At 75.0% G+C, this 15,040-nt stretch carries 15 protein-coding genes and 1 pseudogene; 9 read left to right on the top strand and 7 right to left on the bottom strand.

The window, feature by feature from the left end; translation table 11 throughout:
* Window positions 1-35: 35 nt before the first annotated feature.
* Together ABT006_RS29290 and ABT006_RS29295 are read right to left on the bottom strand one after the other, a co-directional pair.
* Entirely contained in the window at window positions 36-998 is a 963-nt protein-coding gene (locus ABT006_RS29290) for a complex I subunit 1/NuoH family protein (protein ID WP_350711593.1), read from the bottom strand.
* A 305-nt stretch (window positions 999-1,303) separates the two neighbouring features.
* Window positions 1,304-1,903, bottom strand: a pseudogene (locus ABT006_RS29295) (NADH-quinone oxidoreductase subunit C); the annotation flags it as partial.
* 147 nt (window positions 1,904-2,050) lie between these two features.
* Between ABT006_RS29295 and ABT006_RS29300 the strand changes: the two are divergent.
* Window positions 2,051-3,097: a glucose 1-dehydrogenase gene (locus ABT006_RS29300; RefSeq protein ID WP_350711594.1), complete on the top strand. Its 1,047-nt coding sequence runs from the start codon at window positions 2,051-2,053 to the stop codon at window positions 3,095-3,097.
* Between the two features lie 6 nt (window positions 3,098-3,103).
* On the opposite strand, the gene ABT006_RS29305 is transcribed toward ABT006_RS29300, so the two are convergent.
* On the bottom strand, window positions 3,104-4,420 hold the full coding sequence (locus ABT006_RS29305; protein WP_350711596.1) for a DUF2252 domain-containing protein: 1,317 nt from the start codon (window positions 4,418-4,420) through the stop codon (window positions 3,104-3,106).
* Window positions 4,421-4,519: 99 nt separating this feature from the next.
* Complete coding sequence (locus ABT006_RS29310; protein ID WP_350711598.1) at window positions 4,520-5,110, bottom strand: NADH-quinone oxidoreductase subunit B; 591 nt, start codon at window positions 5,108-5,110, stop codon at window positions 4,520-4,522.
* A gap of 231 nt (window positions 5,111-5,341) precedes the next feature.
* Here ABT006_RS29310 and ABT006_RS29315 point away from each other — a divergent pair, with 231 nt between their 5' ends.
* Genes ABT006_RS29315 through ABT006_RS29325 form a run of 3 tightly spaced genes read left to right on the top strand, consistent with a single transcriptional unit; the run spans window position 5,342 to window position 7,783 of the window.
* Window positions 5,342-6,271, top strand: coding sequence for a hypothetical protein (locus ABT006_RS29315; RefSeq protein WP_350711599.1), 930 nt, complete (start codon window positions 5,342-5,344; stop codon window positions 6,269-6,271).
* Window positions 6,272-6,276: 5 nt separating this feature from the next.
* On the top strand, window positions 6,277-6,915 hold the full coding sequence (locus tag ABT006_RS29320) for a SigE family RNA polymerase sigma factor (RefSeq protein WP_466025299.1): 639 nt from the start codon (window positions 6,277-6,279) through the stop codon (window positions 6,913-6,915).
* Between the two features lies 1 nt (window position 6,916).
* On the top strand, window positions 6,917-7,783 hold the full coding sequence (locus ABT006_RS29325; protein WP_350711603.1) for a hypothetical protein: 867 nt from the start codon (window positions 6,917-6,919) through the stop codon (window positions 7,781-7,783).
* Window positions 7,784-7,831: 48 nt separating this feature from the next.
* Here the strand turns inward: ABT006_RS29325 and ABT006_RS29330 are convergent, their stop codons facing one another.
* Genes ABT006_RS29330 through ABT006_RS29340 form a run of 3 tightly spaced genes read right to left on the bottom strand, consistent with a single transcriptional unit; the run spans window position 7,832 to window position 11,198 of the window.
* Complete coding sequence (locus ABT006_RS29330; protein ID WP_350711605.1) at window positions 7,832-9,340, bottom strand: pyridoxal phosphate-dependent decarboxylase family protein; 1,509 nt, start codon at window positions 9,338-9,340, stop codon at window positions 7,832-7,834.
* Window positions 9,337-10,851: an MFS transporter gene (locus tag ABT006_RS29335; protein ID WP_350711607.1), complete on the bottom strand. Its 1,515-nt coding sequence runs from the start codon at window positions 10,849-10,851 to the stop codon at window positions 9,337-9,339. Before ABT006_RS29335 ends, ABT006_RS29330 begins: the two co-directional genes overlap by 4 nt.
* Window positions 10,852-10,883: 32 nt before the next feature.
* Window positions 10,884-11,198: an MGMT family protein gene (locus tag ABT006_RS29340; protein ID WP_350711609.1), complete on the bottom strand. Its 315-nt coding sequence runs from the start codon at window positions 11,196-11,198 to the stop codon at window positions 10,884-10,886.
* 13 nt (window positions 11,199-11,211) lie between these two features.
* Between ABT006_RS29340 and proB the strand changes: the two genes are divergently transcribed.
* From proB to ABT006_RS29365, 5 genes are all read left to right on the top strand, one after another.
* A complete protein-coding gene (gene proB, locus ABT006_RS29345) occupies window positions 11,212-12,369 on the top strand; it encodes a glutamate 5-kinase (protein WP_502891038.1) in 1,158 nt (385 codons plus the stop codon).
* Between the two features lie 11 nt (window positions 12,370-12,380).
* Window positions 12,381-13,625, top strand: a complete 1,245-nt coding sequence (locus ABT006_RS29350; protein ID WP_350711612.1) for a glutamate-5-semialdehyde dehydrogenase — start codon at window positions 12,381-12,383, stop codon at window positions 13,623-13,625.
* A 75-nt stretch (window positions 13,626-13,700) separates the two neighbouring features.
* Window positions 13,701-14,099 carry a YbaB/EbfC family nucleoid-associated protein gene (locus tag ABT006_RS29355; protein ID WP_350711614.1) on the top strand — a complete coding sequence of 133 codons (399 nt, stop codon included), beginning with the start codon at window positions 13,701-13,703 and terminating at the stop codon, window positions 14,097-14,099.
* Window positions 14,100-14,102: 3 nt separating this feature from the next.
* Complete coding sequence (locus ABT006_RS29360; RefSeq protein WP_350711616.1) at window positions 14,103-14,426, top strand: WXG100 family type VII secretion target; 324 nt, start codon at window positions 14,103-14,105, stop codon at window positions 14,424-14,426.
* A 21-nt stretch (window positions 14,427-14,447) separates the two neighbouring features.
* A complete protein-coding gene (locus tag ABT006_RS29365; RefSeq protein ID WP_350711618.1) occupies window positions 14,448-14,942 on the top strand; it encodes a WXG100 family type VII secretion target in 495 nt (164 codons plus the stop codon).
* Window positions 14,943-15,040: the final 98 nt, after the last annotated feature.

Raw genomic sequence — 15,040 nt, forward strand, 5'->3', positions numbered from 1 at the left:
AGGTGCAAGATCGACGAGAAGACGGAGGGGCCCGGTCAGAGGGCTATGCGGACGGCGGCCGTCAGGACGAGCTGGCCCAGGGAGACGGGGACCAGGACGAGCCAGCAGAGGCGCTGGAGCTGGTCCTCGCGCAGGCGGGGGTAGGACACCCGGAGCCAGATGATCACGAAGGAGACGGCGAAGACCTTCAGCAGGGTCCACAGCCAGCCGAGCTGCGCGTCGGCGAACGGCCCCTGCCAGCCGCCGAGGAAGAGCACGGTGGTGAGCGCCGCGATCACCACGATGCCGACGTACTCGGCGAGCAGGAAGAAGGCGAACCGCAGGCCCGTGTACTCGGTCATGTAGCCGAAGACCAGCTCCGAGTCGGCGACCGGCATGTCGAACGGCGGGCGGCGGATCTCGGCGAGCCCGGCGAGGAAGAAGACGACCATGGCGGGGGCCTGCCAGAGCAGCCACCACGGCTGCCACGCCGCCACGATCCCGGAGAGGCTGAGCGTGCCGGCCGCCATCGCGACCGACGCGGCGGCCAGCACCAGCGGCAGTTCGTAGCCGAGCAGCTGGGCCGCCCCGCGCAGGCCGCCGAGCAGGCTGTACTTGTTGGCCGACGCCCACGCCGACATCAGCACCGCCAGCACGCCCACCCCGACGACGGCCAGCACGAAGAACAGGCCGATGTCGAGCGGCTGCCCGACCAGGTCGTCCGGGCCGAGCGGGATCACCAGCAGGACCAGCAGGTAGGGCACGAGCGCCACCGCCGGGGCGAGCCGGAAGACCGCCCGGTCCGCCTCCCGGGGCGTGACGTCCTCCTTCTGCACGAACTTCACGCCGTCGGCGACCAGCTGGGCCCAGCCGTGGAAGCCGCCCGCGTACATCGGGCCGAGCCGGCCCTGCATGTGCGCCATCACCTTGTGCTCGGCCTGGCCGACCAGCAGCGGCAGGGTCAGGAAGGCGACGAGCACGCCGCCCACCCGGATCACCAACTCCAACCACAGCGGCATCAGGGCGTACCTCCGTCGTCGGCCCGCTCGGTCGCGGCCGGCCCCTGCCGGGACGGCCGGTCGGCCGGCGGTCCGGAGCGGGCGGTCCCCTCGCCACGCCCACCGGGCGCACCCGGCAGCGGACCGGCGTCGGCAGCGGTCGGGCCGGCTGCCCCCGGACCGTCGGTCGCGGTCGGGTCGGCCGGCGCGGGGCCGTCGGCGGCACCGGCGGGCCGGGCGGTACGGGCCGGACGGGCCCCCGGGGCCGGCCGGGCGGGCCGCTCCCGGGCCGGGCGGGCCGGGACGCCGCCGCGCGGGCCCTCGCCGGCACCGCCCGCGCCGGCCGGCGTCGGCGTCGTCCCCCACTCCCCCGGCGCGGGCACGCCCGGCGGGCGGACCGGTCGGCGCCCGCCCCCGGCCTCGGACTCGCCCGGTTCCTTGGCGCCCGGCCACGGCTTGGCCACCCGCGAGGCGAGCACGAACTCCTTACGCAGCGGGTGCCCCTCGAACTCGGGCGGCAGCAGCAGCGGCGCCAGCCCGGCGTGGCCGGGGAAGTCGATGCCGAACATCTCGTGCGTCTCCCGCTCGTGCCAGGCGGCTCCCGGGTAGACGTCGACCACCGAGGCGACAGCCGGCGCCTCGCGGGGCACGCGGGTGCGCAGCAGGAGGCCGTGCCGGTGGGTGGTGGACCAGAGGTGCGCCACCACGTCGAAGCCGCCGGCCAGCTCGTCGACGGCGGAGAGCCAGTCGAAGAAGTCGCAGGCCAGCTCCGCGTCGTCGCGGGCGGCGCGGAGCGCGTCCGGCCAGGCCGCCGGGGGTACGTCGACGGTGGCGCGGGCGTGCGCCTGACCGCCGGAGACCGACGGGGTGGCCTCGGCGGGCGCGAGCAGCGCGACCATCCGCTGGCCGACCTCTTCCGGAGTCATGCCGCTGATCCTAGGGCCTCTCCCGAGGGGCCCGCCGGAGCGAGCCGAGGCCCCGGGCGGCGGACGGCCCCGGCCGGTCCCGCCGGTTCGCGGGCGATCTGGCCGCTTTGCCCGGCGGCGAGCCGGCCGGCGGGGAAAGATGAGGCCGTGCGTGCTGTGACTGTCGCCCCTGGTGTCGCCGACTCCCTGCGGCTGGTGGAGGACCATCCCGAGCCGTCGCCCGAGGAGGGCTCGATCCTGGTCGAGGCGCTGTCGGTCGGGATCTGCGGCACCGACCACGAGATCATCGCCGGCGAGTACGGCGAGGCGCCGCCCGGCACGGACCGGCTGGTGCTGGGGCACGAGTCGCTGGGCCGGGTGCTGGAGGACCCGACCGGCACCCTGCAACCCGGCGACCTGGTGGCCGGCATCGTCCGGCACCCCGACCCGGTGCCCTGCCCGAACTGCGCGGTCGGCGAGTGGGACATGTGCCGCAACGGGCAGTTCACCGAGCATGGCATCAAGGCGCTGCCCGGCTTCGCCCGGGACCGATGGCGGGTGCAACCCCGGTTCGCCGTCGGGCTGGACCGGGCGCTCGCCCCGGTCGGCATGCTGCTGGAGCCGACCAGCGTGGTGGCGAAGGCGTGGGACCACATCGAGCGGATCGGCGCCCGCGCCGAGTGGCAGCCGCAGACCGTGCTGGTCACCGGGGCCGGGCCGATCGGCCTGCTGGCCGCGTTGCTGGCCACGCAGCGCGGGCTCGCCGTGCACGTGCTGGACCGCAGCACCACCGGGCCGAAGCCGGAGCTGGTCCGGGCGCTCGGGGCGACCTACCACACCGTGCCGGTCAGCGAGCTGGACTTCGCACCGGACGTGGTGCTGGAGTGCACCGGGGCGCCGGTCGTCGTCCTGGACGTGATGTGCCAGGCCGGGCCGACCGGCATCGTCTGCCTGACCGGGGTGTCCAGCGGCGGGCGGACCATCGACTTCGACGCGGGGGCGCTCAACCGCGCCCTGGTGCTGGAGAACAACGTGGTGTTCGGGTCGGTGAACGCCAACCGGCGGCACTGGGACCTGGCCGCCGAGGCGTTGACCCGCGCCGACCAGTCGTGGCTCAGCTCGCTGATCACCCGCCGCGTGCCGGTGGAGGCGTACGCCGAGGCGTACACCTCCGAACCGGACGACATCAAGGTGGTGCTGGAGTTCGCCTCCTGACGCCGCTCAGAGGCCGGGCAGCCGGCCGTTGCGGAACAGGTCGACGAAGAGCTGGTGGTCCTGCCGGGCCCGCACCCCGTACACGTGGGCGAAGTCGACGAGGTGTGCGACGAAACCCGCCTCGTCGGCGTCCACCGCCGCCACGATGGCCTCCTCGGTGGAGTAGTCCACCAGGTCGTGGCTCGACTCGTCGTCGGCGACCGAGTGCATCCGGGCGACCGCCCGGCCCAGGTCGGCCAGCACCCCGGCCAGCTCCTCCGGCTCGTTCACGTCGGCCCAGTCGAGGTCGGCCGCGTACGGGGAGACCTCGGCGACGAGCTGGCCGATCCCGTCCAGCTCGGTGAAGCCCAGCCACGGGTCGGCGTGCGCCTGGAGCGCCCGCTGCGACTCGGCAGTGCGGTGCCCCTGGTGCTGGAAGTAGCCCGCGATCGACTCGTCGGCGATGTGCCGGGCGACCGCCGGCACCTGGGCCTGCTTCATGTAGATGACGACGTCGTTCTCCAGCGCCTGGGTGTGCCCCTCCAGCAGCAGGTTGTACGACGGCAGCCCGGCCGAGCCGATGCCCACCCCCTTGCGCAGCACCACGTCCTTGATGTGTGCCGCCACCGGGCGCAGCCGGGCCGAGGAGACCGGCAGCGTGCCGAGGTAGGCCTCGAACGCGGCGCACACCTTCGCCCGGGTCTCGCCGTCGACCTCGAAGACGCCGTCGCCGAGGGAGAACCGCCGCTCGTAGTTGTCGATGGTGGTCTGCGTGGCGAGCAGGTCGACCCGGGTGTTGAGCCGGGCCTGCTGGAGCACCCGGCGCAGCACCCCGTCGGCGTTGTCCAGGGTGATCGAGCCGATCGCGTCGTCGCCGCCGGCGGCGATGGCCCGCAGCTCCGTCAGGTACGACCCGGCGAAGCCGGCGACCAGGTCGCTGATCGCCCGGTCGGAGAGCGCCTTGGCGTAGCCGAGCAGGGCCACGCTGGCCGCCAGGCGCTTCAGGTCCCAGCTGAACGGCCCGACGTACGCCTCGTCGAAGTCGTTGACGTTGAACACGAGCTGCCCGGAGGCGTTCATGTACGTGCCGAAGTTCTCCGCGTGCAGGTCGCCGTGGATCCACACCCGGCTGGTCCGCTCGTCGAGGAACCGGTCGTCGGCGAAGGCGCCGAGCTGGTCGGCGTAGAACAGCGAGGCGCTGCCCCGGTAGAAGGCGAACGGCGACGCGGCCATCTTGCGGAACTTGCGCCGGAAGGCGGCCGGGTCGAGCGCCATCGACTCGCCGAACTCCTCGGTGAGCACGTGGACGATGTGGGCGGAACGCTGGTCCGCGGACTGGCTCATGGTGCGCAGGCTAGCTCCCGCCGACCACCCGGGGGTGTCGTCCGACCGACCGGCCCTTCCCGACCCGACGGCCGGGGTCGGCGCGGGCGGGGACGCGCCTCAGCGGGTGGGCGGGCGGACCGGCGGGGCGGTCAGCGACTCCGCCGAGCGCGGGACCGCGCCGGTGGAGCCGGCGTCGGCGGGCGGGGCGTCGACCGGCGCGGCGAGCGCGTCCGGCCGGGGCACCCCGCCGATCCCGGACTGCTCGGCGGCGATCTTCTCCTGGAGGCGCAGGATGCCGTGCAGCAGCGCCTCCGGCCGGGGTGGGCAGCCGGGCACGTAGACGTCGACCGGGATGAGCTGGTCGACGCCCTTGGTCACCGAGTAGGAGTCCCAGTAGGGGCCGCCGCAGTTGGAGCACGCGCCGAACGAGATGACGTACTTCGGCTCGGGCATCTGGTCGTAGAGCCGCTTGATGGCGGGGGCCATCTTGTCGGTGACCGTCCCGGAGACCACCATCAGGTCGGCCTGCCGGGGGCCGTGCGCGAAGGGGATCACGCCCAGCCGCATGAAGTCGTGCCGGCCCATGCTGGTGGCGATGAACTCGATCGCGCAGCAGGCCAGGCCGAAGTTGAAGACCCAGAGCGAGTAGCGGCGGCCCCAGTTCAGCACGAACCGGATCGGCTCGCCGAGCACTCCCGGCACCTGCACGACCGCCCCCTTCCCCGAGCCCGTCCCAAGTCAACCACAGCCGCCGGCGGCACCGACCGGTCGCTCCGCGCCGCCGGCCGCCGGCGCCCCGACCGCACCACTGTCGGGTAGGCGACGTCAGTTCGTGTTCGTCCGGTCGCAACCGTTCCCGGGGGTGGCAGGTGTCTTGCCCGTAACACCGCCCGACGGCGAGGGCCGCGGGCGGAACACGGGGAACTGGAGGACACGAACATGGCACGTACCATCGCCCGTAGGCTCGCCGCCGGCATCCTGGGCGCGGGGCTCGCCCTGCTCGGCGCGGCGGCGCCCGCCGCGCAGGCCGCAGCCGTGCCCGCCGACACGTCGGTGTCGGTCGGCCAGCTGGTGCTCGAACCGACCGATCGTGGGTACGCCGGCAGCCTGCCGGTGACCGTCACCTACCGGGGCGTGCAGGCCGGCACCCTCAACCTGACCGTCACCGAGCCGGTGCCGGGTGCCTTCGCCGGGCTCACCCCGGCAGATCCGTGCTTCTCCGGCAGCCCGAACCCGGTGCGCACGATCTACTGCATGGTTCCCGGCGGGGCCCTCCAGCCGGGTGAGCGCCGACGGTTCACCGTCGACTTCCGGGTGTCGACCACCCCGCGCGACCACGCCATGTCCGCCCCGGCGGGTCGGGTGGCGGTGGAGACCGGGGACGCCAACCCGACCAACGACACCAGCGAGTTCAGCACGTTGTTCCGCTCGACCACCGGCTCGCTGCGCGACCCGCAGCCGTACGTCTGGGACACCCTGACGGACGCGTCGCTGGCGGTGGGGGCGGCGACCCTGACCCGGCAGGAGGACGGGAGCTGGCGGGGCCGGCTGCCGGTGACCGTGCGGGTCGCGGGCGACGCCGCGCACGACGCGTACTGGCTGGAGCCGACGCTGCCGGCCGGGGTCAGCCTCGCCGGCATCGAGCCGGAGGAGACCTGCGCCGGCGCCTGCACCGTGCCCGGCGGGCGGTTCCTGCCGGGTGAGGAGCGCACCGTGTCGCTGCTGCTCCGCGCGCCCGCGGAGGTCGCCCCAGGCGACCTGGGCACGGGCTCGGTACGGCTGTACGCCGTATTCGGCTGGGACGGCGAGCGGCTCGACGTCGACCCGGCCGACAACACCGCCGCGTTCACCGTCACCGCCGTCGACTGACGACAATGACGCAGACCGATGCGCGGCCGTGGGTGACCCCACGGCCGCGCACCACCCCTCCGCCACGCGGGACGGAGCGACCGACGATCGAGGTGAGGGCCGCGGTGGTGGAGGATGCCGGTCCCGGCTTCGACGACGTCTACCGCCACCACTTCCAGCCGCTGGTGGTGCAGTTGTACGCGTTCGTCGGCGACATGGGCGAGGCCCAGGACCTGGTGCAGGAGGCGTTCAGCCGGGCGTGGCCGCGCTGGCACCGGATCGCCCGGTACGACGACCCGGTGGCCTGGGTCCGCCGGGTGGCCTGGAACGCGGGCGTCAGCCGGTGGCGCCGGCTGCGAACGGCCCGGCTGTTCCACCAGCGCCAGCGGCTGGAGGTGGTGGACGGACCGGGCCCGGACCGGGTCGCGCTCGCCACCGCACTCCGTACGCTGCCGGCCCGGCAGCGACGCGCGGTGGTGCTGTACTACCTGGCCGAACTGACTGTCGGCGAGATCGCCGAGGAATGCGCGGTGGCCCCCGGAACGGTCAAGTCCTGGCTGCACCGCGCCCGCACGACACTCGCCGCCAGCCTCTCCGACAACGGCCCGGAGCATCCGGACGGCAGCCGCCCGGCGGCAACCCCGACCCGAAGGACGGTGGACTGAGATGGACCAGCGGGACCTGGGTCCCGACCGGCTGGCGGGCGCCTTCGCCGAACTGCGCTCCGCCGGTCTGCGTCAGGTCACCGACCCTGATCCGGACGAGCCGCGCCGTCGGGCGTACCGCCGGCTGCGCAACCGGACCGCCGTCCCGGCGGTGGCGACGGCGGTCGTCCTGCTGGCCGGCGCGGTGGGGCTGGCCGGGAGCGCAGTCCGCCTGCCGCCCGCGCCGGCGACGGCGACCGACCCCACCGACCTTCCCTCCGCCTGGCCCTCGACCGGATCGCCCCCACCCGACCCGTCACCGTCCAGCCCGTCCGCGGCCCCGAGCGGCGGCACCCCCTCGGCGACGCCGAGCCGCACGGCGACGCCGGCACCGCCCACCGGCGCGCCGGCCCCGTCCGGGCCCCGCCCCAGCGGCACGCCGTCGGCGACCTCGGCCCGGTACGTCGACCTGTCGATCGACGCCCCGCGCGCCCTCACCCTGCAACCGTCCGGCGGCGCCTACACCGGCTGGCTCGACGTCACCATGGCCAACGCCGGCACCCGCGCGTACGACAGCGGGGACCTGATCGTGGTGCTGCCGGTGGAGGCGACGATCAACCTCGACGGCACCGGCATCGGCGGCTGCTTCCACCAGGGCCAGAACGACGACACGAAGACGATGTTCTGCACCGGTGACAGCCAGATCCCGGCGGGGGGCTCCCGGTCGTACCGGTTCCGGGTGCGGGTGGACGTCGCGCCGGGCGGGCCGGCCCGCACACTCACCGGCTTCGCGCTGACCGTCCGGGCGAACGTGCGGGGCGCCTTCCCCGCCGACCGCACCCCCGCCGACAACACCGCTCCGACCGACCTCAGGCTGCCCGCCGCGTGACCCGTGCCGGGAGGAGGTGACCGGCGGCGGCACGGGCGCCGCCGCCGGTCACCAGGTCGGGCGTTGCAGCAGGCCGACGAACTCCACGAGCAGCCGTTCCCGCAGCGCGGGCGGCGCGGCGTTGAGCAGCGTGTTCACCACCGCCGTCCGCCCCGGCACCGGGCTCGCCGGGGCGTCCGCGCCGGTCGGGGCCGGGTCGCCCAGGCCCAGCCCCGCGGCCAGTCCGGCGACCAGGTCCGGGGTGAGCGCGTCGGGGGTCAGCGTGGTGGCGAGGGCGAGCAGCTCGCCGGGGAGCGCGACCGGCCCGGCCGCCCGGGCGGCGGCCACCGCGTCGGCCAGGGCCGGGCCGAACTCGGCCACCCGGGGCGCCACCGCGGCGGTCACGGTCAGGTGCACGCTCGGCGGCAGGTCGGCGTACGCGAGCTGGGGCTGGGTGTGCCAGCCCCGGGCGGTCAGCTCGTCGACCAGCACGAAGAGGTCCAGCCCCGGGTCGGTGGCGGTGAAGCAGACGACGGTCGACTCCGGCTCGGCCACCAGCCGCAGCCCGTCGACCGCGCGGACGGCGTCAGCCAGCCCGGCCACGGCGTCCCGCGTCGCCGCCGCGAGCCGCAGGTAGCCGTCGTCGCCGAGGTGCCGCAGGGTGGCGTACGCGGCGGCGATCGGGCCGCCGGAGCGGGTCGAGGCGATGACCGGGTTGACCATCGTGTAGCCGGGCCAGTCCGCGTACGCGAAGTACTGCGGGGCGCGCAGCGCCGGGTCGCGGTGCAGCAGCACCGACACCCCCTTCGGGGCGTACGCGTACTTGTGCAGGTCCACCGAGATCGAGGTGACCCCGGGGACGGCGAAGTCGAACGGCGGCACGGGCGCCCCGAGCCGGCGCAGGTACGGCAGGGTCCAGCCGCCGAAGCAGGCGTCGACGTGGCAGCGCACCCCGGCCTCGGCGGCCGCCCCGGCGATCTCGGTGACCGGGTCGACGACGCCGTGCGCGTACGAGGGGGCGGAGCAGGCCACGAGGACGGTCTCCGGGCCGATGGCGGCGGCCACGCCGGCGGCGGCGGGCCGGAGCGTGGCCGCCGAGACGGGCACCGGGTCCACCGCGACCCGCAGGTAGTGCGCCGCCTTGGCGAACGCGGCGTGGGCGCTGGCCGGCACCACGATCCGGGGCGTGGCGATCTCCGGGTGGGCGTCCCGGGCGGCCTTCACGGCCAGGATCAGCGACTCCGTCCCGCCGCTGGTGACGCTGCCGACGGCGTCCGGCGCGGCGCCGCCCGGGCCGCCACCGAGCAGCCGGGCCGCCGCGCCGACCAGCGCGTTCTCCATCGCCAGCAGCGACGGAAAGGCGGTCGGGTCGAGCCCGTTGACGTGCGCGCTCCCGGCGTGCGCGGCGGCGGCCAGCTCGTCCAGCCCCGGCACCGCCGGGTCGTAGACGTACGCGAAGAGCCGCCCCCCGTGCGTGGGCCGGTCGGCACGCCGCAGCGCCCGCAGCTCGGCCAGCACCCGCTCGACGGGCACCCCGCTCCCGGGCAGCGCGCTCCGGCCCGGCCTCTCGTCGATCATGGAGTCGTGGTGCCCTTTCCGTGGGGTTCAGCGGCTTCCGTCCCCGCCGCGACCGCCTCGACGGCGGGGCGGGAGGCGGCGTGGACCTGGGCCTGGGCCTCGGCTTCGGCGAGGCGGGCGGGGGTGAGATCGTAGGGGCGGAGGAGGAGGACGGCCAGGGCCACCAGGAGCGCGGGCAGGACGGTGAAGCCGAGCAGGATGCCGAGGCGGGCGCCGTCGGACTGGGCGGCGGCGGTGCCGGTGTCGGAGGAGACGTAGCCGCTGAGCTGGAGCACGAGGCCGAAGATGCCCGGACCGAGGGCCAGCCCGAGGGTCTCCCCCGCCGTCCAGAGGCCGGTGAACACGCCGGCCTGCCGCCGGCCGGTGCGCGCCGTGTCGTACGCGATGCAGTCCGGGAGCATGGCGAGGGCGAAGACCTGCTGGCCCGCGTACCCGACGCCGACCAGCGCGACTAGGAGGTAGACCGCCGCCCCCGGCAGCACCGGCGCGGCGACCAGGGCCAGCGCGCCCGCCGCGAAGATCAGCGACGCGGCGACCAGGGCGGTCGGCTTGCCGACCCGCGCGCCGACCCGGGTCCAGACCGGCATCACCAGCAGCGCCGGCCCGACGAAGCAGGCGAACAGGACGGTCGGCCCGCCCTCGGGGTCGCGCAGGATCTGGTCGGCGAAGTAGTTGACCCCGGCGAGGATCGTGGCCACCCCGGCGGACTGCACCACGAAGCAGACCAGCAGCGCCCGGAACGGCCGGTTGCGCCCGGCGACGGCGAGTTGGGCGCGCAGCGTCGGCTCGCTCGCCCCCACCGTGCCCTCGGGGGCGGACCGGGTGCCGAGGAACGCGCCGAGCGCGCCGGCCACGATCAGCCCGGCGACGAAGAGCCCCATCCAGCGGTGCCCCGCGACGCCACCGCCGCCGGCGTCGCGCACCAGCGGGGCCACCGCGCCGGAGACGAGGATGGCCAGCGCCAGCACCGCGATCCGCCAGCTCATCAGCCGGGTACGTTCCGCGTAGTCGCCGGTCAGCTCGGCCGGCATCGCCACGTACGGCACCTGGAAGAAGGCGAAGGCGGTGGCGGTGGCGAGGAACGCGACGGCGACGTACGCCCCGGCGGCCGGCCCGGCCCCGAACGGCGCGGCGAAGATGGCGGCGAAGAACACACCGAGCGCCACCCCGGCGCCCAGCAGGTACGGCCGGCGGGCGCCCCAGCGCGACCGGGTGCGGTCGGAGACGCGGCCGGCGACCGGGTTGACCAGCACGTCCCACGCCTTCGGCAGGAGCACCAGCAGGGCGGCCGCGCCCGCCGCGACCCCGAGGGTGTCGGTCAGGTAGGGCAGCAGGAGCAGCCCGGGCACGGTGCCGAACGCGCCGGTGGCCAGCGACCCGAGCGCGTACCCCGCGTGCACCCGGCGCGGCAGCCCGGCCCCACCCGACGCGGGCGGGCCGGCGGCCGGCGGCACCGGGACGGCCGGCGCGGCCACGCCCGGGGAGCCGGCTCCACCCGGCGGCGCGTCCATGGGGCCGAATGTTACTCACGTTATGGCGTTGGTCACATCCCCTCTTCCGGGGACCAGCCCGCCGCCCGCATGTCCACCCCGTCGCCGCGCAGCGGCGTGCCCTCGGCACGCAGCCGGGCCCGCGCCTCCCGCTCGTGCCCGGGCGGCAGGCGGCCGGCCGCGTTCACCACCCGGTGCCAGGGCACCCCGCCGCCGTGCCGGGCCATGATCGAGCCGACCAGCCGGGCCGACGCCCGCCCCGAGCGCTCGGCCAGCGCGTCAGCGACCGCCCCGTACGACATCACCCGGCCGGGCGGGATCCGCTCGACCAGTTCCAGCACCGCCTCGACGTACTCGTCAGGTCTCACGACCCGCCACGATATGAGAACGCGACGGGGCGCACCCGCACCGACCACGCAGAATAGGCGGGTGCGCGACACAGTCACGGCGGCCCGACGGGTCGTCGTCAAGATCGGATCCTCCTCGTTGACCACCGCCGCCGGCGGGCTGGACGACGGGCGGGTCGACGCGCTCGTCGGCACCCTCGGCGCGCTCGCCGCCGACGGCCGCGAGGTCGTGCTGGTCAGCTCCGGCGCGATCGCCGCCGGCCTCGCCCCGCTCGGGCTGGCCCGGCGCCCGCGCGACCTGGCCACCCAGCAGGCCGCCGCCAGCGTCGGGCAGGGCCTGCTCATCGGTCGGTACGCGACCGCCTTCGCCCGGCACGGGCTGACCGTCGGGCAGGTGCTGCTCACCGTCGACGACGTGACCCGGCGGGCGCACTACCGCAACGCGTACCGCACCCTGCGCAAGCTGCTCGACCTGCGGGCGGTGCCGATCGTCAACGAGAACGACACGGTGGCCACCGAGGAGATCCGGTTCGGCGACAACGACCGGCTGGCCGCCCTCGTCGCCGCCCTGGTCCACGCCGACCTGCTGGTGCTCCTCTCGGACGTGGACGCCCTCTGGACCGGCGACCCCACCCGCCCGGGCTCCAGCCGGATCAGCGAGGTGCGCGACGAGCGGGACCTCAGTGGCGTCGACATCGGCGGCGCGGGGCGGGCCGGGGTGGGCACGGGCGGCATGGTGACGAAGGTGGAGGCCGCCCGGATCGCCACCGGCTTCGGCATCCCGGTGGTGCTGACCGCCGCACCGCTGGCCGCCCCGGCGTTGGCCGGCGAGCCGGTCGGCACCCTGTTCCACCCGAGCCGCCGGCGCCCGGCGGCCCGGCTCTTCTGGCTGGCCCACGCCACCTCGCCCCGGGGGCGGCTGCACCTCGACCCGGGCGCGGTCGCCGCGGTGGTGGGCCGGCGCAAGTCGCTGCTGCCCGCCGGGATCACGGCCGTGGACGGGGCGTTCACCGCCGGCGACCCGGTCGACCTGGTGGACGTCGAGGGCGCGCCGGTCGCCCGGGGGCTGGTCAACTACGACGCGGTCGAGCTGCCCGGGCTGCTCGGCCGGTCGACCTCGGAACTCGCCGCGGCGCTCGGCCCGGCGTACGAACGGGAGGTCGTCCACCGCGACGACCTCGTGCTGTTGTGAGGAGTGCGGCGATGAGCGTGAGCGAGCAGGCCCGGCGGGCGCGTACGGCGGCGGAGGCGCTGGCCGTCGCCACGCGTACGGCCAAGGACGCCGCGCTGGTCGCGATGGCCGACGCGCTGGTGGCGCGTACGCCGGAGATCCTGGCGGCGAACGAGGCGGACCTGGCGGCCGGGCGCGCGGCCGGGCTGAGCGCGGCCGTGCTGGACCGGCTCGCCCTCGACGCGGGGCGGGTGGCGGGCATCGCCGACGCGCTGCGGCAGATGGCCGCGCTGCCGGACCCGGTGGGCGAGGTGGTCCGCGGTTCGACCCTGCCCAACGGGCTGGAGCTGCGCCAGATCCGGGTGCCGTTCGGCGTGGTGGGCATCATCTACGAGGCCCGGCCGAACGTGACCGTCGACGCCGCCGGCATCTGCCTGAAGTCCGGCAACGCGGCGCTGCTACGCGGCTCCTCGTCGGCGGCGCACTCCAACGCCGCCCTGGTCGCGGTGCTGCGCGACGCCGTCTCCGGCGCGGGTCTGCCGGCGGACGCGGTGCAACTGCTCGACGCCAGCACCCGTGACTCGGTCAAGGAGCTGATGCGCGCCCGTGGCCTGGTCGACGTGCTGATCCCGCGCGGCGGCGCGTCCCTGATCCGCACCGTGGTGGAGGAGTCGACGGTGCCGGTCATCGAGACCGGCGTCGGCAACTGCCACGTCTACGTCGACGCCGCCGCCGACCTGGCGAAGGCGGTCGCGATCACGCTGAACGCCAAGACGCAGCGGCTGTCCACCTGCAACACGGCCGAGTCGCTGCTGGTGCACGCGGCGGTGGCCGACGCCTTCCTGCCATCGGTGCTGGCCGCGTTCGCCGACGCGGGCGTGACCGTGCACGGCGACGACCGCGTCGCGGCCCACTCGCCGGCCGTGGTGCCGGCCACCGACGAGGACTTCGCCACCGAGTACCTCTCCGCGGACATCTCGGTCGCCGTCGTCGACTCGCTCGACGCGGCGGTCGCGCACATCCGGCGGTACGGCACGGGGCACACCGAGGCGATCGTCACGGACTCGGCCACCGCCGCCCGGGAGTTCGTGGCCCGGGTGGACGCGGCGGCCGTGATGGTCAACGCCTCGACCCGGTTCACCGACGGCGGGGAGTTCGGCTTCGGCGCCGAGATCGGCATCTCCACGCAGAAGCTGCACGCCCGCGGCCCGATGGGCCTGCCCGAGCTGACCTCCACCAAGTACGTGGTCACCGGGGACGGCCACCTGCGCGGCTGAGCCTCCGTAGTGGAGAGTTGCGCCGGATCGCTAGGCTGGGTCCGGTTGGCACGGCCGCCGCGGGGGAGGCGAGGCATGCTGGATGACGGTGCCCTGGAGCAGCAACTGACGCAGGCGCGGGCCGCGTTGCGGGACGCCTCCCGCAACGCTGTCCCCCGGGAGCGGGCGGAGTCGGTGGGAGAGGCCGCCGACGGGCGGATCAGGGTCACCCTCGGCACCGACGGGCGGATCAGCGCGATCGAGATCGACCCCCGGGTGCTCCGCGAAGGCTCGGAACACCTCGCCGGGGAGCTGCGCCGGGCGGTGAACGCCGCCCTCGACGGGCAGGAGTCGGCGGTCGACGCCGAGCCGATGCCCGACCTGGCCGCGATGACCGCCACCCTGGAGCGGATCCAGGACCAGGGCCTGCGGCAGATGCGGGAGATGAGCCTCGCGATCAGCGAGAACATGCGCAAGCTCCAGCAGCGGAGCTGAGCCGTGGAACCCCTCGACGTCGACATCGACGCGCTGCGCCGGGGCGCTGAGCAGCTCGGCGAGGCCAAGGAGAGCGTGCGCCAGACCTTCGAGTCCTTCCAGGCCGCGGTGGCCGGGTACGAGCAGGCGTTCGGCGGTGACGACATCGGCATGCTGCTCGGCGTCGCGCACCAGGCGTGCGTGGAGGCGGTCGCCGAGTGCCTGGGCACCAACATCACCGAACTGGAGTCGTACGCCGAGAGCCTGCGTGGCATGGCGGACGGCTACCAGGCCGTGGAGGACAACGTCTCCGAGGCGTTCCGCTCGATCCTCGGCAAGCTGGGCTGAGCCCGGAAGAGAGGAGTCACCGTGGGTCTGACGCTCCCGGGTGAGCTGGCGTCCCTGCTGTCGATGCTCGGATACGACTGGCCGGAGTCCGACGAGACGGCCATCTTCCAGCTCGCCGGCGAGTGGACCGGCATGGCGGACCGGGTCAACGGCTCGGTCGCCCAGTTGGAGTCGGCGGCGCGGACGGTGCTGGACACCAACCGGGGCGAGAGCTTCACCGCCTTCGCCAGCGAGTGGACCGACAAGGAGTCGGCGGCCCGCAACATCGCCGATGCCGCGAACCCGGCCACCGTCATCGGGATCGGCCTGATGGCCGCCGCGGGCGTGGTGCTCGTCCTCAAGATCAACGTGATCATCCAGCTGATCGTGCTGGCGATCCAGATCGCCCAGGCGATCGCCACGGCGGCGGTCACCTTCGGCGCGTCGCTGCTACAGATCCCGATCTTCAAGATGATCACCGGATTGATCATCGACCAGTTGATCGGCATGGCCGTGGACATGGTCCTCAATGGCTAAGAAGCGGACCACGCCGACCCGGCAGACGCAGCCGAAGGGCGCCAAGATCGTCTCGGCGTACCTGGAGAACGCCGACGTGTTCCGCACCGCCAAGGCGG

This window comes from Micromonospora sp. NPDC002717, from assembly GCF_040295705.1.
In the GTDB taxonomy this organism is placed as follows: domain Bacteria; phylum Actinomycetota; class Actinomycetes; order Mycobacteriales; family Micromonosporaceae; genus Micromonospora.